At 70.7% G+C, this 25,443-nt stretch carries 23 protein-coding genes and 1 other RNA gene; 9 read left to right on the plus strand and 15 right to left on the minus strand.

The window, feature by feature from the left end:
• Position 1: 1 nt before the first annotated feature.
• Positions 2 to 787, minus strand: coding sequence for a type 1 glutamine amidotransferase (locus ODJ79_RS18730; RefSeq protein WP_263024769.1), 786 nt, complete (start codon positions 785 to 787; stop codon positions 2 to 4).
• Positions 788 to 891: 104 nt separating this feature from the next.
• Here ODJ79_RS18730 and ODJ79_RS18735 point away from each other — a divergent pair, with 104 nt between their 5' ends.
• Complete coding sequence (locus ODJ79_RS18735; RefSeq protein ID WP_263024770.1) at positions 892 to 1,284, plus strand: VOC family protein; 393 nt, start codon at positions 892 to 894, stop codon at positions 1,282 to 1,284.
• A gap of 501 nt (positions 1,285 to 1,785) precedes the next feature.
• Here ODJ79_RS18735 and ODJ79_RS18740 read toward each other — a convergent pair.
• The gene (locus tag ODJ79_RS18740; RefSeq protein ID WP_263024771.1) at positions 1,786 to 2,481 is read right to left on the minus strand and encodes a helix-turn-helix transcriptional regulator; all 696 of its coding nucleotides are present in this window, start codon (positions 2,479 to 2,481) and stop codon (positions 1,786 to 1,788) included.
• Between the two features lie 58 nt (positions 2,482 to 2,539).
• Between ODJ79_RS18740 and ODJ79_RS18745 the strand changes: the two genes are divergently transcribed.
• Positions 2,540 to 3,688, plus strand: a complete 1,149-nt coding sequence (locus ODJ79_RS18745) for a low temperature requirement protein A (protein ID WP_263024772.1) — start codon at positions 2,540 to 2,542, stop codon at positions 3,686 to 3,688.
• Between the two features lie 235 nt (positions 3,689 to 3,923).
• Here ODJ79_RS18745 and ODJ79_RS18750 read toward each other — a convergent pair whose 3' ends face one another.
• The 4 genes from ODJ79_RS18750 to ODJ79_RS18765 all read right to left on the minus strand — a co-directional run bounded on the left by ODJ79_RS18750 (position 3,924) and on the right by ODJ79_RS18765 (position 8,596).
• Positions 3,924 to 4,853 (minus strand): sensor histidine kinase, encoded by a 930-nt coding sequence (locus tag ODJ79_RS18750; protein WP_263024773.1) that lies wholly within the window; start codon positions 4,851 to 4,853, stop codon positions 3,924 to 3,926.
• A 2-nt stretch (positions 4,854 to 4,855) separates the two neighbouring features.
• Complete coding sequence (locus ODJ79_RS18755; protein ID WP_263024774.1) at positions 4,856 to 5,704, minus strand: MEDS domain-containing protein; 849 nt, start codon at positions 5,702 to 5,704, stop codon at positions 4,856 to 4,858.
• A gap of 184 nt (positions 5,705 to 5,888) precedes the next feature.
• A complete protein-coding gene (gene panB, locus ODJ79_RS18760; RefSeq protein WP_263024775.1) occupies positions 5,889 to 6,719 on the minus strand; it encodes a 3-methyl-2-oxobutanoate hydroxymethyltransferase in 831 nt (276 codons plus the stop codon).
• Positions 6,720 to 6,814: 95 nt separating this feature from the next.
• Complete coding sequence (locus ODJ79_RS18765) at positions 6,815 to 8,596, minus strand: NAD+ synthase (RefSeq protein ID WP_263024776.1); 1,782 nt, start codon at positions 8,594 to 8,596, stop codon at positions 6,815 to 6,817.
• A 122-nt stretch (positions 8,597 to 8,718) separates the two neighbouring features.
• Here ODJ79_RS18765 and ODJ79_RS18770 point away from each other — a divergent pair, with 122 nt between their 5' ends.
• A complete protein-coding gene (locus ODJ79_RS18770; protein WP_263024777.1) occupies positions 8,719 to 10,071 on the plus strand; it encodes a glutamine synthetase family protein in 1,353 nt (450 codons plus the stop codon).
• A 52-nt stretch (positions 10,072 to 10,123) separates the two neighbouring features.
• Positions 10,124 to 10,549, plus strand: coding sequence for a DUF350 domain-containing protein (locus ODJ79_RS18775; protein ID WP_263024778.1), 426 nt, complete (start codon positions 10,124 to 10,126; stop codon positions 10,547 to 10,549).
• A 33-nt stretch (positions 10,550 to 10,582) separates the two neighbouring features.
• On the opposite strand, the gene ODJ79_RS18780 is transcribed toward ODJ79_RS18775, so the two are convergent.
• The 4 genes from ODJ79_RS18780 to ODJ79_RS18795 all read right to left on the minus strand — a co-directional run bounded on the left by ODJ79_RS18780 (position 10,583) and on the right by ODJ79_RS18795 (position 15,833).
• Entirely contained in the window at positions 10,583 to 12,004 is a 1,422-nt protein-coding gene (locus tag ODJ79_RS18780; RefSeq protein WP_263024779.1) for an RNB domain-containing ribonuclease, read from the minus strand.
• Positions 12,005 to 12,073: 69 nt separating this feature from the next.
• Complete coding sequence (locus ODJ79_RS18785; RefSeq protein ID WP_263024780.1) at positions 12,074 to 14,308, minus strand: histone H1-like repetitive region-containing protein; 2,235 nt, start codon at positions 14,306 to 14,308, stop codon at positions 12,074 to 12,076.
• A gap of 152 nt (positions 14,309 to 14,460) precedes the next feature.
• Positions 14,461 to 14,730 (minus strand): hypothetical protein, encoded by a 270-nt coding sequence (locus ODJ79_RS18790; protein ID WP_263024781.1) that lies wholly within the window; start codon positions 14,728 to 14,730, stop codon positions 14,461 to 14,463.
• 77 nt (positions 14,731 to 14,807) lie between these two features.
• On the minus strand, positions 14,808 to 15,833 hold the full coding sequence (locus ODJ79_RS18795) for an aspartate-semialdehyde dehydrogenase (protein WP_263024782.1): 1,026 nt from the start codon (positions 15,831 to 15,833) through the stop codon (positions 14,808 to 14,810).
• A gap of 112 nt (positions 15,834 to 15,945) precedes the next feature.
• Between ODJ79_RS18795 and ODJ79_RS18800 the strand changes: the two genes are divergently transcribed.
• A complete protein-coding gene (locus ODJ79_RS18800; protein ID WP_263024783.1) occupies positions 15,946 to 16,743 on the plus strand; it encodes a class I SAM-dependent methyltransferase in 798 nt (265 codons plus the stop codon).
• Here ODJ79_RS18800 and ODJ79_RS18805 read toward each other — a convergent pair.
• Both ODJ79_RS18805 and ODJ79_RS18810 read right to left on the minus strand, forming a co-directional pair.
• A complete protein-coding gene (locus ODJ79_RS18805) occupies positions 16,711 to 17,343 on the minus strand; it encodes a D-alanyl-D-alanine carboxypeptidase family protein (protein ID WP_263024784.1) in 633 nt (210 codons plus the stop codon). The genes ODJ79_RS18800 and ODJ79_RS18805 overlap by 33 nt on opposite strands.
• Positions 17,344 to 17,379: 36 nt before the next feature.
• Positions 17,380 to 17,982 carry a GTP cyclohydrolase II gene (locus ODJ79_RS18810; RefSeq protein WP_263024785.1) on the minus strand — a complete coding sequence of 201 codons (603 nt, stop codon included), beginning with the start codon at positions 17,980 to 17,982 and terminating at the stop codon, positions 17,380 to 17,382.
• A gap of 485 nt (positions 17,983 to 18,467) precedes the next feature.
• Between ODJ79_RS18810 and ODJ79_RS18815 the strand changes: the two genes are divergently transcribed.
• Complete coding sequence (locus ODJ79_RS18815) at positions 18,468 to 19,526, plus strand: type I glyceraldehyde-3-phosphate dehydrogenase (protein WP_263024786.1); 1,059 nt, start codon at positions 18,468 to 18,470, stop codon at positions 19,524 to 19,526.
• A 26-nt stretch (positions 19,527 to 19,552) separates the two neighbouring features.
• Positions 19,553 to 20,476 carry a threonine/serine dehydratase gene (locus ODJ79_RS18820; protein WP_263024787.1) on the plus strand — a complete coding sequence of 308 codons (924 nt, stop codon included), beginning with the start codon at positions 19,553 to 19,555 and terminating at the stop codon, positions 20,474 to 20,476.
• Between the two features lie 48 nt (positions 20,477 to 20,524).
• Here ODJ79_RS18820 and ODJ79_RS18825 read toward each other — a convergent pair whose 3' ends face one another.
• Positions 20,525 to 21,289: a sulfite exporter TauE/SafE family protein gene (locus ODJ79_RS18825; protein WP_263024788.1), complete on the minus strand. Its 765-nt coding sequence runs from the start codon at positions 21,287 to 21,289 to the stop codon at positions 20,525 to 20,527.
• A 68-nt stretch (positions 21,290 to 21,357) separates the two neighbouring features.
• Here ODJ79_RS18825 and rnpB point away from each other — a divergent pair.
• Positions 21,358 to 21,754, plus strand: an RNA gene (rnpB, locus tag ODJ79_RS18830) — RNase P RNA component class A.
• Positions 21,755 to 21,787: 33 nt separating this feature from the next.
• Here rnpB and ODJ79_RS18835 read toward each other — a convergent pair.
• Entirely contained in the window at positions 21,788 to 22,483 is a 696-nt protein-coding gene (locus ODJ79_RS18835) for a uridine kinase (protein WP_263024789.1), read from the minus strand.
• Positions 22,484 to 22,655: 172 nt separating this feature from the next.
• Here ODJ79_RS18835 and ODJ79_RS18840 point away from each other — a divergent pair, with 172 nt between their 5' ends.
• Entirely contained in the window at positions 22,656 to 23,825 is a 1,170-nt protein-coding gene (locus ODJ79_RS18840) for an FUSC family protein (RefSeq protein ID WP_263024790.1), read from the plus strand.
• Here ODJ79_RS18840 and mctP read toward each other — a convergent pair.
• The gene (gene mctP / locus ODJ79_RS18845; RefSeq protein WP_263024791.1) at positions 23,794 to 25,440 is read right to left on the minus strand and encodes a monocarboxylate uptake permease MctP; all 1,647 of its coding nucleotides are present in this window, start codon (positions 25,438 to 25,440) and stop codon (positions 23,794 to 23,796) included. The two genes, ODJ79_RS18840 and mctP, sit on opposite strands and share 32 nt — an antisense overlap.
• Between the last annotated feature and the right edge of the window lie 3 nt (positions 25,441 to 25,443).

Here is a 25,443-nt window from a genome sequence, read left to right on the forward strand (position 1 = left end):
GTCACTGCCCCAGCAGCGGCAGCGTACGGCCCGTTCCGGGGTTGGGTATGTCGGCGTCCGGCAGCGTGCCGAGGGCGAGCGAGGCGAACCGGGCCGCAAACGGCTGCCACACCTCCTCGACGTCGGGCAGCACCTCGGCGACCGCGTAGACCACGGCCTCGGCGTCGTACCCGAGCTCGTCGAGGGTGGCCGCGTCGTCGGCCGCCCACCGCTCGATCATCTCGACGTCGCACTCGATGTGGAACTGCACGCCCCAGGCCCGGTCGCCGAGCCGGAACGCCTGATGCGGGTAGTGGCTCGACGCGGCCAGCAGCACCGCCGTCAGCGGCAACTCGGTGATCTCGTCGCGGTGCCACTGGATCACGTCGGGCAGCAGCGGCACCCACTTGAACAGCGGGTCGGTGTCGGCCGCGTCGCGCTTGCCGACCAGCCCCGGCCCGATCTCGGGGCCGGAGGTGCTGCGCTCGACCAGCCCGCCGTGCGCCTGGGCCAGCAGCTGCCCGCCGAGGCAGACCGCGAGGGTGGGCACCCGGTGACGCACCGCCTTGCGCAGCAGCCCTTCGAGGGCAGGGAACCAGGGCGCGCCGGGGGTGCCGTCGGCGGCGGAGTACGCGTTCTGGTCGCCGCCCAGCACGACCAGCGCGAGGTGGTCGTCGAGCGTCTCGGGCAACGCGTCCCCGGCGTACGGCCGGAGAACGGTCAGCTCCAGACCGGCCTCGGTCAGCCAGTCCCCCAGCCGGCGCAGATCGTCGGTCGGGTCGTTCTCGATGACAAGTGCGGTTCCCACGCTCCGAAACTAGTCCGAACCCGATCCGGAAACACCGACAGGAGGCTGTCGCCGCGCTCCACGAGGGTGGACACCGACCGAGAAAACGAGTGAAGGAGCACGACATGCCCGGGATCAACGGAATCGGCTGGTTCGAGATCGCCACCGACCAGCCGGCGGCGGCCGAGCGCTTCTACGGCACCGTCTTCGGCTGGCGCTTCGGCGACGACGAGGGCGGCGCGACCGGCGCCGACGGCTCGACCTACCGCATGATCACCACGCCCGGCGACGAGCGCCCCTCCGGCGGCCTCTTCCCGACCGGCGGCAAGGTCCCCAACTACGCCGTCTTCTACATCCTGGTCGCCGACCTGGACGCAACCTGCAAGGCGGCCGAGGCGGCCGGCGGCAAGGTGCTGGTCGCGCCCCAGACGACCCCGGACGGCCTGGCCTTCGCCCAACTGCTCGACCCGTCGGGCAACCAGTTCGCCGTCTTCACCCCGCCGACCCGCGGCGAGTGACAACGCCGGGCTGCGGTCCGCGCACCAAGGCCACCCCAGCCCCCGAGTGGCACGGCCCGCGGTGAGCTACACGGCCCACCCGGGCTGCAGCCCGCGCACCAACGCCAGCCCAGCCCTGCGAGCGGCGCGACCGCGGCGAGCCAACCCGGCCCGCCGCGAGCCGCGCGCCCGGCTGATCGGCCACGCGCCCGGCTGACCGGCCACGCGACCCCACAAATCGGCCGCGCGACCCACCGATCGGCCGCACGGGCTGCCGTGAGCCGCATGCCCGGCTGATCGGCCGCGCCACCCCACAAATCGGCCGCGCGACCCACCGATCGGCCGCACCGGCTGCCGTGAGCCGCGCCCGGCCGATCGGCCGCGCGACCCCGCAAATCGGCCGCGCGACCCACCGATCGGCCGCGCGACCCACCGATCGGCCGCGCGACCCACCGACCGGTCGCACGGGCTGACGTGAGCCGCACGGCCCGCTGGTCGGCCGCGGCGCGGGCCGTCGGTGGCTCAGCCGAGCGTGAGGCTGTGGACGGCGTTGTTGGGGATGTCGAAGGCCTCCGGCTCGACCAGCCGCACCGGTGGCACCTCGGCCGTCACCGTGACCGAGGCGATCCGGTCGGTGCGGAAGGCGCGCATCGACTCGCGCAGCCGGCAGTAGGCCGCCAGATACCAATGGGTGGGCGTGCCGATGAAGGCCAGCGGCTCGATCTCGCGCACGCTGTCGCTGCCGCCGCGGTCCTCGTAGCGGATGCGCAGCACCCGCCGCAGCTGTAGCGCGTCGGCGATGACCCGCGGCACCGTGGCGGCCGGGCCGCCGCCGACCAGGTGGACCCGGCCGGCCAGCTCGCGGGCCGCGGCCGCGTCGGCCGGCGGCATGGCGACGACCAGCTTGCGCAGCGCCGTCGAGGCCGGGCCGTGGAACGGTGTGCCGTCGAGCCGGTGCAGCGCGAGGGCCATCGCGACCGCCTCGGCCGCGGTGAAATTGACCGGCGGCAGGGTGTGCGCGCGGTCCAGGCAATACCCGCCGGTGCGGCCGGTCTCCGCATACACCGGGGTGCCGGACTGCTGGAGGGCGGAGATGTCACGCTCCACCGTGCGCACGCTGACCTCGAACCGGTCGGCGAGCCAGCGGGCACTGCGCGGTCGCGGCGCGACGGCGCGGAGCTCCTCGACGAGGGCGTACAAGCGGTCGGTGCGATTCACGTCGCACACGCTACGGAAGGGGTACGACAGAATTCGGCGGACCACCTAGGCTGCGGCAATGGCCGAGCCCTCGCCCGCTGTCCGGGTGTCGACGCTGGAACTGTTCTTCGACCTCGTCTTCGTCTTCACGATCACCCAGCTCGCCGCGACGCTCGCCGCGGACCTGAGCTGGCGCACGCTCGGCGACGTCCTACTGATCCTGGCCGTGGTCTGGTGGATGTACTCCGGCTACGCGTGGCTCACCAACGCGGTCGCGCCGAACTCGACCACCCGGCGCACGCTGCTGCTGACCGGGATGGCCGGTTTCCTGGTGATGGCGCTGGCGATCCCCGGGGCGTTCGGCGAATACGGCTGGCTGTTCGGCGTCAGCTACCTGGTCGTCAACGTGGTGCACACGCTGCTGTTCCGCACCGCCGGCCCGGACGCCCGGCAGGCGCTGCGGGTGCTCGGCCCGCTCAACATCCTGGCCGCGCTGCTGGTGCTGGCCGGCGGCCTGGTGCCCGAGCCGTGGCGGCATCTGCTCTGGCTGGCCGCCCCGGCCGTGCAGATCACCAGCAGCTACGTACACAAGATCGAGATGCACACGATCTCGGCGGGCCACTTCGCCGAGCGGCACGGCCTGGTGGTCATCATCGCGATCGGCGAGTCGATCATCGCGATCGGTGCCGGGTTCACCGGCCTCCACCTCGGGTTCGTCGAGATCCTGGTGGCGCTGCTGGGCCTCTGCGTCGCCTACTACCTGTGGTGGTTCTACTTCGCCGGCGACGACGCCCGCGCCGAGCACGTGCTGGCAAGCACCGACGATCCGCACCGCCGCGGCCGCCTCGCCTTGCAGGCCTGGGGCTACGCCCACTACCCGATTCTGCTGGGCATCGTGATCGCCGCGGTCGGCATCAAGAAGACGGCCCTGCACGCCTGGGAACCACTGCACTGGTCCGAGGCCGTGGCGCTGGCCGGCGGCGTCGCCATCTACCTGCTCGGGCACGCCGCGTTCCTGGCCCAGCTGCGCCTGCGCGGCGTCTACCACCGCCTGGCCTGCGCCGCGGTCGTCCTGGCCACGATCCCGCTCGGCCAGGTGCGTGCCGTCTTCCAGCTGGCCGCGGTCGTGGTCGTGCTGGTGAGCGCCGCGATCATCGAGGACCTCCCCGAGGTGCGCCGCAGCGGCTCCACCGCCATCGGCGACTTCGGCCGCACCGGCGGCCACTGACAGCCGCACCAGCGGCCACCGACAGCCGCGCCGGCGGCCACTGACAGCCGGACCGACGGCCACTGACAGCCGGACCGACGGCCACTGACAGCCGGACCGGCGGCCACTGACAGCCGCGCCGGCGGCCACTGACAGCCGCGTCGGCGGGCACCGACCGGCCCCGCCGGAGGCCACCGACCCGCCGACCGGCCTTAGGTGGCCGACCGCCGGGGAGTGGGTCGCCGGTGCGGCGGCCTCACCGGCCACACCGGAACCGCACCCGGGTGACGCCATCGCGGTGCTCGATGGCGAGCCAGTCGCTGAGCTGATTGGCGATCCACAGCCCGGCACCCGCGCGGCACGGGTTCTCCGGCGGGCGGTACCCGACGAGCGGGTCGGCCGGCCCGTCCCCGTCGTCCGTCACCTCGCAGGTGATCGCCGCCCGCTCGACCCAGACGTGCATGCGCCGGTCGCCGCCGCCGTGCGCCAGGCTGTTGAGCGCCACCTCGCTCACCACCAGCAGCAGGTCGCTGATGGCCGCGTGCTGCCAGCCCAGGTGGCGGGCGATCGCCTCGATCGCCCGGCGAGCCCGCCGTACCGACGGCGGATCGGTCAGGCTCATCACCACCAGCGGCGCCCCGCTGACCGGCGGCGGTGGCTCCTCCATGATCCGTAGCAGCTGATCGGGCTCCTGGTAGAGATCGCCGTGGTCGCCTCCGGCGGGCGCGACGACCGGATGGGTCCGCAGGGCGTCGTGCACCACCCGGTGCGGCAGCCGGCGGGCGTCGTACGGGCAGATCACCCAGGCGGGCACGGTGGCGAACACGTCGTTGATCGCCGACTCGTACCTGGTCCAGCTGTCGTGCCGCTCGCCCGGGCCGAAGGCGACCTCGCCGACGATGCGCACCGACGGGTGGCCGCGCTCCATCGCGGCGCCCACCAGGTCTTTCCACCCGGCGATCGTCGACGCCGGCCGCTGGTACCAGACGTCGCTGTCGATGAAGGTGACCCGCTCCGCCGCCGCGCCGAGGCTCCGCCGCAGCAGGTCGGTGTTGTGGCCGGGAACGACCGCGACGGCGGCCTCCCGCCGGCGCAGGCCCTCGGCGAGGAACGGCGTCAACGCCGCGACGAACTTCTCGTCGTCGTCGTAGATGAGGGCCTCGTGCCGCAGGGTCGGACCGGTCATGGTCAATCCTCGAGCCGCACGCTCGGGAAGAAGGACGACCAGGTGGTCGACTCCCAGATCTTGCGGAGCAGCGGTGGCGCGGCCCGCAGGCGGGTCGGCCCGTGCCGGCCGGCGATGGCCTCGCACGCGGTGCCGATGCTGCGGGCGCCGCTGACGTCGACGAAACTCACCCCGCTCACGTCGAGGACCGCGGTCGGCCGGCTCGGCGCGGTCTCGACCAGGAGCCGGTACACCTGCTCGGCGGTGAGCAGGTCGATCTCGCCGGACAGCCGGAGGGTGCCGTCCCGGCCGGCGTGCATCCGGAAGGCGCCGGCGTCGCGCGATCTTCGGGTGTGGACCGTCTCGGCCAGGGCCAGGTCACCGGGGGTCCACTCGCGGACGTCGTAGGCGCAGACCACGGTGATCGGGAGTTGCTTGGCGAGCAGGTCGGCGCGCAGCTCGTACTCGGGCCACGCGGTCCGGGCCCGGGGCTGGTCGAGGAGGCACCGGGTCTCGAGGTACACCCGAAGGCCGGCGAGTCCTTCGTTCAGGGCCGTTCGGGTGTCGGCGGCGAAGGCCTCCAGCAACCCGCCGGCGTCGGCCGGGCGGGTGTCCCGGGCGGGGCCGACCGCCAGCATCCCGGCACCCACCAGGTCGTCCACCGGCAGGCCGACGGCGCGCAGGTCGTCCTCGATCGCGGCGCCCGGCGCTCCGGGTTCGATGTAGACGTGGACCCGCTCCTGGCGGGCGAGCCCGGCCACCGCGAAGTCGAGCAGACCCTGACGAGCCTCGGCGTCCCGGTCGTACACGAAGCACAGGTGGTCGTGCACGATCAGGTCGGAAACGGCGCGGACGGCCTGCACGATAGTCACTCCCCACTTATCATGCGCGGTCCAGTTCGAGGCCGGTTGCGGCTCCGCGAATACTATGGCGCGGCCGGGGTCCCGGTACCGGCCGAACGGCAAAACCCCTCGTTCGAGGACGGCAGACGGGACGGCAGCGCCCGGCCTCGCGGACCGCGGGACCGGGCGCCACTCGTACGGCAACAAGGATCTTTCAGAAGGTGTGCTCCGCGGCCGGGAACTCGCCGCCGCGCACCTCGGCCGCGAACTGCTGGGTCGCGTGCGCGAGGGCACCTGCCAGGTCGGCGTACTGCTTCACGAAGCGCGGCATGTGGCCGGTGCGCAGGCCGGCCATGTCCTGCCAGACCAGCACCTGCGCGTCGGTGTCCGGGCCGGCGCCGATGCCCACGGTCGGGATCGACAGCTCCTTGGTGACCGTCTTCGCCACCTCGCCGGGGACCATCTCGAGGACCACCGCGAACGCGCCCGCGTCGGCGACCGCGCGGGCGTCGGCCAGCACCTGGGCGCCCTCGTTCTCGCGGCCCTGGACGCGGTAGCCGCCGATGGTGTGCTCGCTCTGCGGCGTGAAGCCGACGTGGCCCATCACCGGGATGCCGGCCCCGGTCAGCGCCTCGATCTGGGCGGCGACGCGGCGGCCGCCCTCGAGCTTGACCGCGTGCGCGCCGCCCTCCTTCATGAACCGGACGGCGGTGCGCAGGGCCTGGGTCGGGCCCTCCTCGTAGCTGCCGAACGGCAGGTCGGCGACGATCAGCGCGGTCCTGGTGGCCCGCACGACCGCGCGGACCAGCGGCAGCAGCTCGTCGACGGTGACCGGCAGGGTGGTCTCGTAGCCGAACACGTTGTTGGCCGCCGAGTCGCCCACCAGCAAGACCGGTACGCCGTTCTGGTCGAAGATCGACGCGGTGTACTGGTCGTAGGAGGTCAGCATCGGCCAGCGGTCGCCGCGGGACTTGGCGGCGATCAGGTCGCGGGTGCGTACCCGTCGGGTCGGCGGGCCGCCGTACAGGGTGGGAATGTCCGACATGATCTCTCCTTCCCTCGAGGCCGCGAAGTGCGGTCCCCGGGTCCGGCAATCGTCGCACCCGGGATGGCCGCTCGGTCAGGGGTCAGTGGACGTTCTCACAAACCTTCTCGAAACCTGTTGGTAATAGGAAGGCGCCGGTCGCGGCCGAACGCCTTGCCGGAGATCTTGGGTCCGGGCGCCGACTGCCGGCGTTTGTACTCGGCCAGGTCGACCATGCGCAGCACCCGGTCGACCAGGGCCGGATCGTTCCCCGCCGCGATCAGCTGAGCCCGTCCGAGGTCATGATCCACATAGCCCTTGATGATCGGGTCGAGCAGGTCGTACTCGGGCAGCGAGTCGGAGTCCTTCTGGTCGGGACGCAGCTCGGCGCTCGGCGGCTTGGTGATCGAGTTTTCCGGGATGGGCGGCTCGCCCTGCGTGTTCCGCCAGCGGGCCAGCCGGTAGACCATGGTCTTCGGCACGTCCTTGAGCGGGTTGAAGCCGCCGACCGAGTCGCCGTAGAGCGTGGAGTAGCCGACCGCGAGCTCACTCTTGTTGCCGGTGGTGAGGACGAGGTGGCCCTCCTGGTTCGACAGCGCCATCAGGATCACGCCCCGGACCCGGGCCTGCAGGTTCTCCACGGCCAGGCCGGCGAGCGCCATGTTCGCCAGGAACGCGTCGACCATCGGCTGGATCGCCTCGGCCCGGTAGTCGATGCCGGTGCGCTTGGCCAGGTCGGCGGCGTCGTCCCGGGACCCCGCGGAGGAGTGGCTGCTCGGCATCGAGACCGCGAAGACCCGATCGGGACCCAGCGCGTCGACGGCGATCGCGGCGACGACCGCCGAGTCAATTCCACCAGAAAGCCCGAAAATAACCGATCTAAAGCCATTTTTGTTGACATAGTCTCGAAGCCCCAGGACCAGCGCGGACCACACCTCGGCCTCGTCGACGATCCGCTCCGCGATCCCGCCATCCTTCTTGTCCCGATGCGCGGGTCGCGGCGACGCGTCCAGGACGACGCGCTCGATCTCCATCTCGTCGTCGATCCACTGCTCGACGATCGGCAACGGCTCGGCGTCGGTCTTCTCCGCCTTGTTCGGAGTGGCGTCCGCGGCCGGCAGCGGCAGGTCGTGGATCAGCAACTCCTCGGTGAACTGCCCGGCCCGGGCCAGCAGCTCACCACCGGCCGTCACGATCATCGAGTCGCCGTCGAAGACCAGCTCGTCCTGTGCGCCGACGGCGTTCACGTAGGCGACCGTCGCGCCGGCCTCCGCCGCCCGCCGCATCACCAGCGGCAGCCGCACGTCGTCCTTGTTCAGCTCGTACGGCGAGGCGTTGATGTTGAGCACCAGGCCGGCGCCAGCTCGCCGCGCCGCGGTGAACGGCCCGCCGGCCTGCCAGATGTCCTCGCACACGGTCAGCGCGATGTCCACGCCGCCGAACCGCACCACGGTCAGCGACCGCCCCGGCTCGAAATAGCGGTCCTCGTCGAAGACCCCGTAGTTAGGTAAATGGTGTTTGTAGTATTTTGCCCGCACTTGTCCGCCATGCAGCAGGGCGGAAGCGTCTCGGCGGCCCCGCCCCGGCGTGGCCTCCGAACTGGTTGCCGCAGGCCCATCGGCGTCCACGTATCCGACGACCACCGCGAGATCGCCGAGCCCGTCCGCCGCAAGATCGGCGGCCAGCGAGGACGTGGCAGATATCGACGAATTGACGAATGAGTCCCGAAATACCAGGTCTTCGATCGGGTAGCCGGTCAGCATCATCTCCGGGAAGGCGACGACCTGGGCACCGGCGTCCGCGGCGAGCCGGGACCAGCGGCGAACCGCCGCCGCGTTTCCGGCGATCTCACCGACCGTCGAGTTCACCTGAGCCAGGGCAATCCGCAGCGTGGGCATGCCGCTCATTCTTCCGCACGGACGGCACCCGGGACGCCGCGGCGGCACCAGGCCCGCGTAATCTCGGTGTAACGGAGCCGGGTGACACTGGCTCGTCAGGGCCGGATCGACCAGGAGTGACCGTGGACCGACAGCAGGAGTTCGTGCTTCGCACACTGGAGGAGCGCGACATCCGTTTTGTCCGGCTCTGGTTCACCGACGTCCTCGGCACCCTGAAGAGCGTCTCGGTCGCGCCCGCCGAGCTCGAGTCCGCCTTCGAGGAGGGCATCGGCATCGACGGCTCGGCGATCGAGGGCTTCGCCCGGGTGTACGAGTCCGACATGGTCGCCATGCCCGACCCCACCACGTTCCAGGTCTTCCCGTTCGAGGGCGGGGCCAGCGGCGAGAGCGCCCGGATGTTCTGCGACATCCTGCTCCCCGACGGCAGCGCGGCCTGGGCCGACCCGCGCCACGTGCTGCGCCGCGCGCTGGCCCGGGCGGCGGAGAAGGGGTTCACCTTCTACACCCACCCCGAGGTCGAGTTCTTCCTGGTGCAGGACGGCCCGCTGGACGGCTCGGTCCCGGTCCCGGTGGACACCGGCGGCTACTTCGACCACACCACCCACTCGGTGGCCCGCGACTTCCGCCGACAGGCCGTGCTCGCGCTCGAGCGGATCGGCATCTCGGTCGAGTTCAGCCACCACGAGGTCGCCCCCGGCCAGCAGGAGATCGACCTCCGCTACGCCGACGCGCTGACCACCGCCGACAACATCATGACCTTCCGGCACGTGGTCAAGGAGGTGGCGCTCTCCCAGGGCGTCCGCGCGACCTTCATGCCGAAGCCGTACACCGACCAGCCCGGCAGCGGCATGCACACGCATCTGTCGCTGTTCGAGGGCGAGCGCAACGCGTTCTACGACGCCGACGACCCGCAGAAGCTGTCCAAGACGGCCCGCGCGTTCATCGCCGGCCTGCTGGTGCACGCCCGGGAGTACACCGCGGTCACCAACCAGTGGGTCAACTCGTACAAGCGGCTGTTCCCGCTCCAGCTGCCCAACGCGATCACCGAGTCCCCCGCGTTCGTCAGCTGGGGCCACCTCAACCGCAGCGCCCTGGTCCGGGTTCCCGCGTTCGGCAAGCCCAACTCGGCCCGCGTCGAGGTCCGCTCGATCGACTCGGCGACCAACCCCTACCTCGCCTTCGCGGTCATGCTCGGCGCCGGCCTCAAGGGCATCGAGGAGGGGTACGAGTTGCCGCCCGGCGCCGAGGACGACGTCTGGTCGCTCTCCCCCGCCGAGCGCAAGGCGATGGGCTACGACGCCCTGCCGGAAAACCTGTCCGAGGCGATCGACGTGATGGGCAAGTCGGAGCTCGTCGCCGAGGTGCTCGGCGAGCACGTCTTCGACTTCTTCCTGCGGAACAAGACCGCCGAGTGGGAGCAGTACCGCCGCGAGGTCACCCCGTACGAGCGGGAACGTTATCTCGGAGCGCTGTAGAACTGTAGAGCTGTTCTTGTACGGTCTGTCTGACTTCGCTGAAGGAGAGACCGTGCTGCAAGATCTGCTCGAGGGTGCTGGCCGCAGCATCGTGTTCGGACTCATCGGCATCGGCCTGATGGCCCTCGGATACGTCCTGATCGACTGGCTCACCCCCGGGAAGCTGCGCGACCTGATCTGGACCGACCGCAACCCCAACGCGTCGCTGCTGCTCGCGGCCAACCAGCTGGGCATCGCCCTGATCGTGTTCACCGCGATCTTCACCAGCTACGACTCGTTCGGCCAGGGCCTCGCCTCCACGGTCATCTTCGGCCTCGTCGGCATCGGGATCATGGGCCTGGCGTTCCTGGTGCTCGACTGGATGACCCCCGGCAAGCTCGGCGACGTCATCTGCACGCCCGACCGCCACGGCGGCGCGCTGGTCTCGGCCGCGACCCACTTCGGCGCCGCGCTCATCATCTGCGCCTGCATTTCCTGAGACCTTCCCGACGTACGAGGTCGGGCCGCGCCGTCACGGCACGCGTTCGAACTCCACGCGGCGCGCGGCCGGGTCGGCGACGGTGAGCCGCGCCCTGATCCGCTCGCCCAGCGGCAGGTCGCCGAGGCAGCGCGCCCGCACCGCCGGCTCGTCGAGCGCGACCGTCCCGCCCGGCGCACGATTCCCGCGCGGCTCGTCCCGGTCGACCACGCCCACGTCGAAGCTCTCCCCCACCCGCCCGGTCAGCAGCACCGCCTCGGCCAGGTCGATCGCGCCCCGGCCCGCGGCGCCGGCCAGCCGGTCGCTGTCGCCCATTGCCTTGGGCAGCCTCGGCAGCGCCTCCCGCGCCCACGCGGGCACCTCGGCGCCGGCCACGAGCGCCAGGCACACCTCGGTCGCGTACCGGTCGGCGAGCCGCCGCAGCGGGGCCGTGACGTGCGCGTACGCCGCGCCCACGCCACCGTGCCCGGTGTCGGCCGGCGGCGTACCGTCGAACGGCGTGTACGCCGCCCCACGCAGCAACTCGGCCGCCTGGTCGAGGAAGGCCGCCCCGCGCGGCGTGCCCGGATCGACCCCGGCCACCACCGCGCCGACCGAGGCGCCGTCCGGCCAGTCGACGCCCAGCGACCCGGCCGCCGCCCGCAGCTTCGCCACCGCCTCGGGCCGGGCCGCCGGCATGGTCCGCAGCAGCCCGACCCCGCCGCGCAGCATCAGGGTCGCCGCGGCCACGCCGGTGAGCAGCGAGATCTGCGCGTTGTGCTCCTCGACCGCGAGCGGCGCCCGCAGCACCAGCCGCCAGCCGCCGCCGTCCCGCTCCACCTCCTGCTCGGGCAGCGGCAGGTTGACCGCGCCCCGGGCCGCGGCCCGCTCGGCGAGCAGCCGGCCCAGTTCGGGCAGCAGCGCGACGGGTTCGGCCGCGGTGCCCGCGTCGACCTGCCCCTGCACGGTCGCGTAGTCGAGCTTGGCCCGGCTGCGCACCAGCGCCCGCTCGAGCCCGATGCCGGCCGTCTCGCCCGAGCTGTCGAGGTCGATGGTCCACACCACCGCGGGCCGGTCCCCGTCCGGCAGCAGGCTGGCCGCGCCCTCCCCGAGCACCTCGGGGTGCAGCGGGATCCGCCCGTCCGGCAGGTACACGGTCTGCCCGCGCACCCAGGTCTCCGCCTCCAGCGGGCCGCCCGGCCGGACGAACGAGGCGACGTCGGCGATCGCGTACCGCACCCGGTAGCCGCCGCCGTCCCGCCGGCTCAGGTGCATGGCCTGGTCGAGGTCGCGCGACGCGGCCGGGTCGATCGTCACGAACGGCACGTCGGTCAGGTCGGTCGCGGGCCGCGCGGGCCGCGCCGCGGACTCGGCGGCCTCGTCCAGCGCCGCCGGCGGAAACTCAGCCGGCAGCCGCAACTCCCTGCGCAGCACCGAGAAGTCGATCTGCGGCGCCCACACCCTCTTGATCGGCACCGCTCATTACTACCAGCACCGACGCCGATGGCCACGCACATGGCGTGGCCATCGGGACAAACCATCGGATCACGCGCGCTTGGCGGCGACCTTCCGTCCAGCAGCCGTACGCCCGGACGTCGCCCGCGGCGCATTGCGGGCCGCGGCCTTCCGGACCGCCGCGCCGGTCGCCGCCTTGGCCACCTTGGGCGCGTTGGTCCGCGACGTCTTCGCGGTCGGCGTCGCCTTCGCCACGTTGGTCGCCTTGGCGACATTCGTGGTCTTGGCGGCCCGGCCCCGCGCGGTTGCCGACCTGTTCGTCGCCGACCGCTTGGCCGCCTTGGCCGGCGCCCGGGTGTTGGCCGCCTTGGCCGCCATCGACCCGGTCCTGGTCGCCTTGGCGGCGGTCCTGGTCGCCGTCGCCCGGGTCGCGGTCACCTTGGTCCCGGTCGCCCGGGTCGTCGTCGCCCTCGCCCGGGTTGCCTTGGTCGCCGGCGCCTTGGCCGCGGTCTTCCTGGCCGGAGCCTTCTTGGCGGGAGCCCGCTTCGCGACCTTCTTGGCCGCGACCTTCTTGGCCGCTGCCTTGGTAGCCGCCGCCTTGGTGGCCGCCGTGCGAGCCGGCGCCTTGGAGGCCGCCTTCTTGGCCGTCTTCGAGGCCTTGACCGCCTTGGCCGCCGCGCTCTTTGCCGCGGTCGCCGTCCTCCTCGCCATGGCCGTCTTGGCCGCCGTGGCCTTGGCAGCGGTCTTCTTGGCAACCGTCTTCTTGGCAGCCACCTTCTTGGCAGCAGTCGCCTTGGCCGCGGTCGCCCTCGTCGCTGTCTTCTTGGCAACCGTCTTCTTGGCGACCGTCTTCTTGGCAGCCACCTTCTTGGCAGCGGTCGCCTTCGTCGCCGTCTTCTTGGCAGCCACCTTCTTGGCAGCAGTCGCCTTGGCCGCGGTCGCCTTCGTCGCCGTCCGCTTGGCAGCCGTCGCCTTGGCAGCCGTCTTCTTGGCTGCCGTCTTCTTGGCAACAGTCGCCTTGGCCGCGGTCGCCCGGGTCGCCGTCTTCTTGGCAGCGGTCTTCTTGGCGGCCGTCTTCTTGGCGGCTGCCGTCTTCGTCGCCGCCCGCGCCGCCGCAGCCGTGCTCGCCGTGGCGGCTCGGGTGGCGGTCGCCGCCTTGGTCGCGGTCTTCTTGGCCGCGGTCTTCTTGGCCGCCGCCTTCTTGGCCGCCGCCTTCTTGGCCGCCGCCGCCTTCGTCATAGCCACCTTGGTGGCCGGCGCCTTTTTGGCCGTGCTCTTGCCGGCCGGCGCGGTCTTTGCCATCACAGCCGCCGCCTTCTTTACCGCAGTCGCGCTCTTGACCGCGGTCGCTTTCTTGACCGCGGTTGTCCTGGTCGCCGCGGCCTTCGCCGCGGTCTTCTTCGTCGCCGTGCCCGCCTTCGCGGCCGTCCTGTTAGCCACCGTGCCCACCTTCGCCGCCGTCTTCTTCGCCGTGGACGTGGTCGGCCGGGTCGTCTTGGCCGCCGTCTTCTTCGCCGTCGACGTGGTCGGCCGGGTCGTCTTGGCCGCCGTCTTCTTCGCCGCCGTCTTCTTCGCCGCCGAGGGGGTCGGCCGGGTCGTCGTGATCGCCGTCGTCGCCGCCGAGGGGGTCGGCCGAGTCGTCGTGATCGCCGTCGTCGCCGCCGAGGGGGTCGGCCGAGTCGTCGTGGCCGCCGGCCGGGTCGCCGCGGTCTCCGCCGGTGGCGCCGGCGTAGCCACCGCCCGGGTTGGCGTCGCCGGCGGCTTCTTCACCTCCGGATCGGGCGTGACCACCGGCATCCCGCTGATCGACCCGAGCACCGAGGGCATGTCCGGGGCCAGGCCGTACCGCACCGGCAGGTTCGCCGGCCGGACACCCGTCTCGGTCCGCTCGTCCGTCGACGTCGACGTCGCCGACTCCGGCGCCGGCGACGTCGGCATCGACTCGTCCATGTCCGCCGCCGGCGTGGGCTCCGGCGGAATCGACGCCGACATGATGCCCGGCCACGGGCTCACCGCCGCCGCAGTCCGCCGCGGGGTGACCGGCCGCCGGTTGCCCGACGCCGACTTCGCGGCCGGCTTGGTCGCAATCCTGGCCGCTTTCCCGCCTATCGTTTTCTCGGCCGTCACTTGGGTCGCAGCCGGCGTGGCCGAGGCCCGTCGCTTGGCGGCGGTCACCTTCTTGCCCGCGGACTTCCCGGCGGCCGGCGGCTTCCCCGCCGCGGCACCGCCCCGGGACGGCGTGCTCGGCTTGGGCACCGCCGGCCGCGTCGTGGTGGTCGTGCGGACCGTAGCCGTCCCGGCGGCCGCGGCCGCCACCTCACTCACCGCCGGCTTCGTCTTCCCGGCGCCCGTTTTTGCTCTGGTCGGAGCCTCTTTGGCAGCGGCCATCTGGGTGTTCCTCCTTGCGAATGACTGCGGGCTCGTCTCCGCCTGGAGACTGCGAATTCCGGCTTGGACACAGGGGGTCGGCGCCGGTGCTAGCTTTCCTCCCCAGTCCAGCGAGCATCCTCGGCATCCCACTCGGCATTGCGCTTCTCGACCGTCTCGAGTGCCCGCGTCGCTTCGTCAGCCGTGGCGTAGGGGCCGAGCCGGTACTGGGCGGGACACAGGTCGTCGCCGGTCTCGACGCGGCTGTCGCGGAGGCACCAGAAGTAACCCCCGCCGAGCCCACTGTCGTTCATGCCATCACTGTGCACCTCAAACCGGCCATCCGCCACCGATTCGGGTAAAAAGTCCGAGATTTCCACATTGGATATGATCCCGGCTCCACAAAAAAACCGCCCCGGGCCTCCTACGGCCCGGGGCGGTCTGTTGCCGGAATGCGTCAGCGCAGCTCGGCGGCGATCAACTCGGCGACCTGCACCGCGTTCAGCGCGGCACCCTTGCGCAGGTTGTCGTTGGAGACGAAGAGCGCGAGCCCGTTCTCCACCGTCTCGTCGGTCCGGATGCGGCCGACGTAGGAGGCGTCGCGACCGGCCGCCTCGAGCGGGGTCGGCACGTCGGAGAGCTCCACCCCGGGAGCCACCGCGAGCAGCTCGCGGGCCCGGGCCGGCGACAGGGGCCGGGCAAAGCGCGCGTTGATCTGCAGCGAGTGGCCGGTGAAGACCGGGACACGGACGCAGGTGCCGGAGACCAGCAGCGACGGGAGGCCGAGAATCTTGCGACTCTCGTTGCGCAGTTTCTGCTCCTCGTCGGTCTCGTCGCGGCCGTCGTCGACGATCGAGCCGGCCAGCGGCAGCACGTTGAAGGCGATGTTCTTGGCGAACGAGCGGGGCGCCGGGAACTCCACGGCGGAGCCGTCGTGGGTCAGCTCGGTGGCCCGGTCGACCACCTTTTTCACCTGCTCGTCGAGCTCGCTCACGCCGGCCAGCCCGGCGCCGGAGACGGCCTGGTACGTGGTGGCGACCAGCGCGACGAGACCGGCCTCGTCGTGCAGCGGACGCAGCACCGGCATCGCGGCCATGGTGGTGCAGTTCGGGTTGGCGATGATGCCCTTCGGCCGGTTGCGGGCGGCGTCCGGGTTCACCTCGCTGACCACCAGCGGGACCTCCGGGTCCATCCGCCAGGCCGACGAGTTGTCGATGACCACGGCACCGGCCGCGGCGACGCGCGGCGCCAGCTCCTTCGAGCTGCCCTTGCCGGCCGAGAAGATCACGATGTCCAGCCCGCGGTAGTCCGCGGTGGCCGCGTCCTCCACGGTGACCTCGCCGTCACCCCACGGCAGCGCGCGACCGGCGCTGCGGGAGGACGCGAAAAGGCGGAGCTGCTCAACGGGGAACTGGCGCTCGGCCAGAATGCGACGCATGACGCCGCCCACCTGCCCCGTCGCGCCCACGATGCCGATTCTCATGCCGACAAAAGTACGGCCTGACGTGCCCAGGAAGAAATCACTTAACTCACCGCGTACCGGATGATGGGATTTTGTTCTCAAATACAGGGACAACGGGGCTAGCTTCGAAGGCATGGCGACCTACACGCACGGACATCACGAGTCGGTCTTGCGCTCGCACCGCTGGCGGACCGCAGAGAATTCGGCGGCATACGTGTTGCCGCGGCTGACTTCCGGAGTTTCGGTTCTCGACGTCGGATGTGGCCCGGGCACCATCACTGCCGACATCGCGACCCTGGTCACACCTGCCCGGGTGACCGCGCTGGAGGTCACGGCGGAGGCGCTCGACCTGGCCCGCGCCGAGATCGCCCGGCGCGGCCTGACCACCGTCGACTTCGTGGTCGGCGACGTGCACGCGCTCGACTTCCCCGACGACACCTTCGACGTGGTGCACGCCCACCAGGTGCTGCAGCACGTGACCGACCCGGTCGCCGCGCTGCGCGAGATGCGCCGGGTGACCCGGCCGGGCGGCGTGGTGGCGGTGCGCGACAGCGACTATGCGGCGTTCACCTGGTTCCCGGAGTTCCCCGAGCTGACCCAATGGCTGGATCTGTACGAACGGGTCGCCCGCGGCAACGGCGGCGAGCCGGACGCCGGACGCCGGCTGCTCGCCTGGGGTCGTGCGGCGGGCTTCACCGAGCTGACCGCGACGTCGAGCACGTGGTGCTTCGCCACCCCGGCCGACCGCGCGTGGTGGGGCGGCATGTGGGCGGATCGGGTGCTGAAGTCCGAGATGGCGACCACCGCACTGCGCACCGGCGCGGCCACGCAGGAGGATCTCCAGCGCATCTCGGACGGGTGGCGGCGCTGGGCCGCTCATCCGGACGGCTGGCTGTCGCTACTGCATGGCGAACTGCTGGCCGGCGTCTGACGACCCGGGCTTGAAGCCCCAGTGCCAGCTCTCCCGCGGCGCGGTGTTGTAGAAGCCGTAGCTCGCGCCGTTCGCCCGCACCCACGCCAGCGCCTTGGCGTCCAGGTCGAGGTCGGCGGCCATACCCCACCCGTGTTCGCTGGTGCCGGGCTTGGCCGCCAGCCCGCCCTGGGAGTACAGCCCCTTGCGGCGGGCCAGATCGACCTGCTCGTCGTACGTGCGGTAGGAGTCGGTGATGCCGATGTGCACGCCGGCCCGCTGGGCGTCGGACATCATCCGGGTCAGCGCCTCGGCGGCCGGCGCCCAGAGTTTGTGCCGGGTGTTGCCGACCTGTTCGAGCGCGCTCGCCGGGATCTGCCCGTTCCCGTACGCCTCGAGGTCGGTCGGAATCCCGTTGCTGTTCAGCGTGTAGCCGCGGCTGGAGCCCGGTGCCTGCGAGACGGCATCGGACAGGTAGCTGGCGAAGTCGTCGCCGGACGCCACGCCGGCCGTCGTGGACGACTGGCTCTGCTGGGCGGTGCGGCCGGCCGCTTGGGTCTGCATCGCGATGATCCGGCTCTGGATGTTGGCGATCCGCGCGTTCACTCCCTCGATTCCCACATCCTTCCGTTCGGCGCGGGAGCGGGAATCTGAGCGTCAGCCGGCAATCGGCAGCGTCAGGGTGTGCCGAGATTGCTCGACCTTGGCCTGCAGATACCGGACGTTCGCCGCGGTCTGGTACACCCCGGTCGGGACCACGTTCCGCACCTCGAGGCCGAGCGAACGCAGCTGGGCGGATTTGTCCGGGTTGTTGGTGAGGATATCGATCTTCCGGACGTCCAGCGACGTCAGCATCTGCGCCGCCGCCGAGTAGTCCCGCTCGTCATCCCCGTGCCCGAGAGCGCGGTTCGCCGCGTACGTGTCCAGCCCTTGATCTTGAAGCGCGTACGCGTCGAGCTTGGCGTAGAGCCCGATCCCGCGCCCCTCCTGCCGCAGATACAGCAGGTAGCCGCCCACCTCGGTGATCCGCTCGGCCGCCTCGCGCAGCTGCCGCCCGCAGTCGCACCGCTCCGAGCCGAACACGTCCCCGGTCAGGCACTCCGAGTGCAGGCGCACCAGCGGGGTAGCCGCCGGCGTGCCGAGCCGCAGCGCCAGGTGCTCCTTGCCGTCGGCCAGCCCGGTGAACGTGCTCACCTGCGCGGTGGTGGCGTAGCCGTCGGGGAACCGCAGCGGGACGGTGACGGTGGTGCGTACGGGCATGCCACGGAGAATCGGCCGACACGCTCCCCGGATTAGTGTTGCCGGCCATCGGTTTTGCATCCCTCGGCGCACCCCCGGGCCCGCCCCCGCGGCTCGTTCCCGGCCCGGTGAATCCCCGCCGGCGGGTGATCGGTTCCGGAATATCGATCCGTCCAGGCCCGGGTGGAAATTCTCGCGAAAAATGGCACGCCTGGCCGAAAAACGCATAGTCGATCCGGATGACGCGGACAACCCGCACGATGCGTTCACCTATCCGAGCGATCTCGCATCAAAGGCCACCAATGCCCGAGAGTGACTGTTCAGGAACGTGACACCGGCGTCACCAGGTCGTATGTGGATCTAGACCGCTCCGTGACACGCCCTGCGTTGACGTGCAAGTTGCACGACTCATAGTGTCGAAGGTGTGACGGCGAGTGGAAGCCGGGGTTACGGGCCCTGCTCGGCGCCACGGTCAGCAAGGATCACAAGCGGCCTAGGAGCCTTCGATGACTGTTTCGATCGGCATCAACGGATTGGGCCGCATCGGCCGCAGCGTAACTCGGATAGTCGCCGCGGGCGGGCATCGTGGAATATCGATTGCCGCGATCAACGACCTTGCGTCTACCGAAAAAATGGCGTACGGGCTGCGCCGCGACAGCATTAGGGGCTCATTTCCCGGCACCGTCACCGCACGCACCGATCACCTCGTCGTGAATGACCACGCAATCCGCGTCTTCCACCATCCGCGCCCGGAACGCATACCCTGGGCCGACGCCAGCGTCGATGTCGTCATCGAAGCCACCGGCCGGTTCCGGGCCGGCACCACGGCCCGCACCCACATCACCCACGGCGGCGCCCGCAAGGTCGTGATCAGCGCCTCGGCCGACGACCCCGACGCGTTCCTGGTCTACGGCGCCAACCACCACATGTACGACCCCGCCGAGCACGACGTGGTCTCCCCCGGCTCGTGCGGCGTCAACGCGCTGACGGTGATGGCCAAGGTGCTGCTGGATCGATTTGGCCTGGGCTCGGTGAACACCTCGGTGATGCTGGCCGTCCAGGGCTGGCAGAAGGCGCAGGACTCGGTGATGAGCACGTCCCGCGAGGACCCGCGGCTCGGCCGGGCCGCCGGCGAGAGCATCATCCCGCACAACTACGTGGCCGGCGATCTCGTACGGGTGGCGCTGCCCGAGATCGGCGAGATGCGTTACAGCTACTACTGCGTACCGACCCCGATCGGCTCACTCGCCGAGCTGGCCGGCCAGACCGACCGCCCGGTCAGCGTCGAGGAGGTCAACCGGGCGATGGCCGAGGCCGCCGCCGGACCGCTGCGCGGCATTCTCGCGTACGATCCGGATCCCACCGTGTCGATCGACGTGAAGAACAATCCGGCGTCCTGCCTGTTCGATCCGTCCGGCACGCAGACCACCGCGAGCGGCGGGGTCAAGGTGCGCGGCTGGTTCGACAACGAGTGGGGCTTCTCCAACCGGCTGCTCGACCTGGTCCGCGTGGTGGGCGAGTCATCGCTGGTCGCGTCCCGGCGGGTGAGTTGGAGCATCGCTTAGGTCGCCTGCCCCTATTGTCAGTGGCGATGGTGCACAATTCCGACGTACGAGCGGCGGCCCGGCGCATCGCGGGCCGGGTGCGGCGGACGCCCGTCCTCGAGGCCGGCGACCGGCTCTGGTTCAAGCTCGAGCACACGCAGCACGCGGGCAGCTTCAAGACCCGCGGCATGATGAATCAGATCGTCGCGGCCCCCACCCGGGGCGTGCTGCCCTCGGCCGGCATCGTCGCGGCCTCGGGCGGCAACGCGGGCCTGGCCGCGGCGTATGCGGCGGCCGAGTTGGGCGTACCCGCCGAGGTCTACGTGCCGTCCGCCGCCCCGGCGGTCAAGGTCGACAAACTTCGCAAACTGGGCGCCTCGGTGGTGCAGACCGGCAACGAGTACGCCGAGGCCTACGCCGCGGCGGTCGAATGGGCGCGGGCGTCCGGCGCGTACTTCTGCCACGCGTACGACGACCCCGACATGGTGGCCGGCAACGGCACCCTCGGCCTGGAGCTGACGGAGCAGATCCCCGGCGGCTTCGACACGGTCCTGGTGGCGGTCGGCGGCGGTGGCCTGATCGCCGGGATGATCTCCGCCCTGCGTGCGTCGGACGTATCGGTCGTCTCGGTCGAGCCGGCCACCTCCTGCGCCCTGCACACGGCACTGCGGGCCGGCGAGCCGGTCGACGTGCCGGTCTCCGGGGTGGCGGCCGACTCGCTGGGCGCCCGGCGGGTCGGGGAGATCGCGTTCGGGCTGGCGAAAGATGCCGGGATCGTGTCGCTGCTCGTCGACGACAAGGCGATCGTCGACGCCCGGCGCCGCCTGTGGGACGACTACCGTCTGGTGGTCGAGCACGGGACCGCGGCGGCGTACGCGGCTTTGACGTCGGGCGTCTATGTGCCCGGCCCCGGGGAGCGGGTGGTGGTCCTCCTCTGCGGCGCCAACACGGACCCGTCGGATCTCATCTGAGCGTTCTTATTTCACCGCTCTCATTTGACTGCTCTCATTTGACCGCTCTCATTTGACCGCTCGGTACAGGAGGATCAAACCGATCACCGTGCCGAAGGTGACGATCACGTAGCGCAGGACGCGGGCCGGCAGGCGGCGGGCCAGCCTCGCCCCCGCGTACCCGCCGAGGACCGTGGCCGGCGCCAGGATGAGCACCGCACCCCAGTGCACGTCCGCGAAGATGGCGAACACCACCACGGTGACCAGCCCGACCGCCGCCGACAGGACGTTCTTGAGCGCGTTGATCCGCTTCAGGGGCTCGTCGAGGATCAGCGCGAGCGCGGCCACATACATGACACCGAGCGCCGCCCCGAAGTAGCCGCCGTAGATCGCGCCCACGAACACGACCACCTGCAGCGTGACCGCCGCCCGCCGCGGCGACATCTGCCGCGGGTGCCCGACCAGGCCACGCAGCCGCTCCTGGAACGCCAGCGTGGCCGCCGCGCCCAGGACCAGGAACGGCACGACAAGCTCGAACGCCCGAGCCGGCGTGAGCAACAGCAGCGCACACCCGCCCGCCGACCCGACGAGGCTGGTGGGGAGGATCGCCCGTACCCGCCGCCCTTGCCCTTGAAGATCGGCCCGGCTCCCGACGACGCTCGACACGTACCCGGGGAAAACGGACACCGAGTTGGTGACGTTGGCGTCGACGGTCGGCAGCCCCGTGGCGATCAGGCTGGGAAACGTGATCAGCGACCCGCCACCGGCGATCGCGTTCACGCCTCCGGCCGCGACACCCGCCACGACGAGCAGAAGTATGTGCGAGAGATCCATGGTGCGCTCGAATCTACGGGGTCGGCGATCGTCACGCCGGTTCGCATCCGTAGCATTGAGCGGACGGACGAGTCGGCCGGGCGGTCGCGTCGGCGCCCTTCACGGGCGTCACCGAGGAACGTCCGGACTCCGCAGAGCAGGGTGGTTGTTAACGGCAACCCGGGGCGACCCGCGGGACAGTGCCACAGAAAACAGACCGCCGGTCCACGTGGCCGGTAAGGGTGAAACGGTGAGGTAAGAGCTCACCAGCACCCCGGGTGACCGGGGTGGCTAGGTAAACCCCACCCGGAGCAAGGCCAAGCAAGGCCGGGGTTCGCGAGAGCCTCGGCCGGCGCAGGCGTTCGAGGGCTGCTCGCCCGAGCCTGCGGGTAGGCCGCATGAGCCCGCCGGCGACGGCGGGCCGAGATGGATGACCGCCCCCGGCCCAAACCGGGACAGAATCCGGCGTACAGGCCGACTCGTCCGTCCAACCCGGTTCGTCGCCGCTTGACGGCCCCACTAACCGTCGGCCGAACGACCTCCGTGCCGGTCCAGCCTGAGCGGCGGGGACACGGCTACCTCGGTCTCCGCGTTGTGTGGCAATGAGGAGGCGGTGCCAACGATGAAATCGGCCCGCTGCCAGGGCCGGTCTTGCTGCAGGAACGGCACTTCCTCGGCCTCCCACTCGTCCCAGAGGCGCTCGGCCTCGGCCTCCTGCCGGTGTAGCTCGGTCATGTCGCGCAGCAGCCCGCGGCGCCGGGCCTCGACGAAGTCGGACTGGATCCAGATGGCGACATCGATCAGCGGTGCCAGCGCTCGACGGGATACCCCGACACCTTCAATGATCACTGTCGATGCATCCGGGTCCAGATCGATGTGTCCCTCGCGGGCGTCCCGGTCCCAGCCCGGCGGTCGATAGGTGACCTGGCGTCCGGTGCGGAGCGGCTCCAAGACTCCGGCGATCATCAAGTCGTCCCATCCGAACCGTGAATGTCCCCATGCCACATCATCGGAATGAACGACAGCCGCGGGCCGCAGTCTCTGCCCGAGACGCTCGGCCAAGGCCGTCTTTCCCCCTCCGCCACGGCCGTCCACCGCGATGATGCGCGGACGGCCGGTCGGCGTCCCCGCGGCCTCGGCCACCGAACGAGCAAAGCCGGCCAACGGCTCGACCCGCCAAGGCCCAGCCGCCGGCTCGCCCGGCCCGAGTTCCATGTTCGTCTTCTACCCGCGTGGAACCTCGTACACACCACGACGAGTACGCCTCGGTCTCTCGCCTGGCGGCCGCAGGCGTGGAACGATCGCCGTGGATGACTTGCTCCGCCCGGGCGCCGCGGCTTGATTCGGGGAGCCCGAGCTGAACACCGGCCAGGCGGAGGTGGGTGGCATGGCGACGATTCGGGCGTCGGCGGTGTTCAAGCTGGACCCCAAGGGGTTCGACCTGCGCAGAGGCATCTCCGGCCTGGTGGTGATGCTGCTGCCGCTGATCGTTCTGGGCGCGCTGGGCCAGGAGAAGTACTTCCTCAGCGTGGCATTCGGGGCACTGTTCACGGGGTTGTGCGACCCGGGTGGCAAGTACTCCTACCGGGCGCCGCGCCTGGGCTCGGTCGCCGTGGTGGGCGCGTTGCTGACGGCCCTGGGCTATTGGCTTGGCGGTGCGGCCTGGGGCTGGGTGGTGCTGGCCGCGTTCGTGGTCACGATGCTGGCCGGCCTGGCGGCGAAATACGGTGCGCACCGGTTCACCGCCGCGCTGCTGCTGAATATCTGGTTTCTCGTCGCGCTCGCGCTGCCGCGTGCCTACCAGGCGGACCACGTGCAAACGACTGCCTGGCCGCAGGCGTTGGCCTGGCTGATCGGGGCGACGCTGATGATCGGCTTCATTGGCGTCATGTGGCTGGCCGGCGGACAATCGGGGCGCCGGCAAACTGGGGCGGAGCTGTTCCCCCAGGACACCACGCCCGTTCCGGTAACTGCACCAATGATTATGTACGCCGTCATCCGGGCTGTCGCGGTGGCCTTCGCCGTCGCGATCACGTTCGGGCTGAAGCTGCCGAACGGGGACTGGATGGCCATCGCTGCGTTGATCGCGATGAAGCCGAACCTGCAGCAGTCCACCCTGGTGGGCCTTCAGCGCCTGGCCGGAGCGGCAATCGGCGCCGGCGTTGCGACGGCTTTCCTGCTGGGAGTCGACAGTAAAATCGCGCTCGGCGTGATCATCGTGCTCCTGGGCGGGCTGGCGGGAGCGATCCGGGCGGTGAACTACGCGTGGTACTGCGCGGCAGTGGCCGCGACGGTCCTGATCGCGGAGGACATCGGGCACCCGACAAATCTCTCGGAGGAGGGACGCCGGGTGGCATTCACCTTCGCCGGGGTCGGGATCGCCATCCTTGTGACATCGCTGGCCACCCTGTTGGCCAAGCACGCAGCCACCCCAGACTCAGACCATCAAGCTCCCGGAGGGCGAAAAGGCGACCGCCGCAACCCATCCGAGGTTGCGGCGGTCCGACCCGGGAGCGGGTCAAGCACTAGGTGGAGGAAACGGTCTCCACCGCGGTGACGCTCTTGTCCACTCGCGGGTCCCCCTCGTCGGCGAAGTAGTCGTCGGATTCGGTTCCGTCCACGCCGTCCGGGGTTTTCAGGGCGCGGAGCAGGACTGTCACCAGCACGGCCACCAGCAGGTTGACCGCGACCGCCACGAAGCCCACGTAAATGGTCTTCGGGCTGTCGAAGAACCAGAACTTGTTGAGCGGGAACGCGGAGCCGCCGAAGTGGGCCTTCTTGGTGGCGGCGTTCGGGATCTGCCAGAGCATCCACAGCGCCAGGGCCATGCCGCTCGCCCAGCCCGCGATCAGGGCGCCGCGGTGGAACCAGCGGGTGTAAAGGCCCAGTGCCACGGCGGGAGCGGTTTGCAGGATGATGACGCCGCCGATGAGCTGCAGGTCGATGGAGAACTGCGGGTCGAGGAAGACGATGAAGGCGACCGCGCCGATCTTGACTACCAGGGACGCGATTTTCGAGACCTTGGCCTGCTCGGCGTCCGTGGCGTCGCGCTTCAGGTATTCCTTGTAGATGTTCCGGGTGAAGAGATTGGCCGCGGCGATCGACATGATGGCGGCCGGCACGAGCGCGCCGATGCCGATCGCGGCGAAGGCGATGCCGGCGAACCAGGACGGGAACTTCGCGTCGAACAGCAGCGGGACGACCGTGTTGCTGTCCACGGACCCCGGTTTCGCGCCGGGCAGCGGTTTGATGCCGGCCGATATGGCCATGTAGCCGAGCAGGGCGATCAGGCCGAGCAGGAAACTGTATGCCGGGAGCGCCGACATGTTCCGCTTGATGACCGTACGGTTCCGGCCGGCCAGCACGCCGGTGACGCTGTGCGGGTAGAGGAAAAGGGCGAGCGCGGAGCCCAGCGCCAGCGTCACGTACTGAAGCTGGTTGTTGGCGGTGAGCAGAATGCCGTCGGCTGGATTCGGTGTCGCCTGGAATTTCTTGTCGGCCGCGTCGAAGATGCCGCCCCAGCCGCCCAGTTTGTACGGCAGGTAAAGCACCGCCACCAGGATGACGACGTAGATCAGCGTGTCCTTGACGAAGGCGATCAGCGCGGGCGCCCGCAGGCCGGACTGGTAGGTGTACGCGGCGAGGATCGCGAACGCGATGATGATCGGCGCGTGCCGGGCGAACCAACTGTCGCCGGTGACGCCCATCGTCTTGAGGACCGCCTCGATGCCGACCAGCTGCAACGCGATGTACGGCATCGTCGCGACGATGCCGGTGATCGCGACCAGCAGCGCCAGCGTCGGCGAGCCGAACCGGGTGCGGACGAAGTCGGCCGGCGTGACGAAGCCGTGCCGGTGCGATACCGACCAGAGCCGGATCAGGATCAGGAAGAACATCGGGTAGATGATCACGGTGTAGGGCACCGCGAAGAAGCCGGCGGCGCCGGCCCCGAAGATCAGCGCGGGCACCGCGACGAAGGTGTACGCGGTGTACAGGTCGCCGCCGACGAGGAACCAGGTGATCCACGCGCCGAAGTTGCGGCCGCCCAGGCCCCACTCGTCGAGGTGCGCCATGTTCTCCGGCGCCCGCCACCGGGCCGCTACGAAGCCCATGCCGCTGACCAGCAGGAACAGCGCCGTGAAGATGATGATTTCGGTGATGTGGTCGCTCATCGG

Source organism: Actinoplanes sp. KI2, assembly GCF_025630775.1.
Classification (GTDB): domain Bacteria; phylum Actinomycetota; class Actinomycetes; order Mycobacteriales; family Micromonosporaceae; genus Actinoplanes.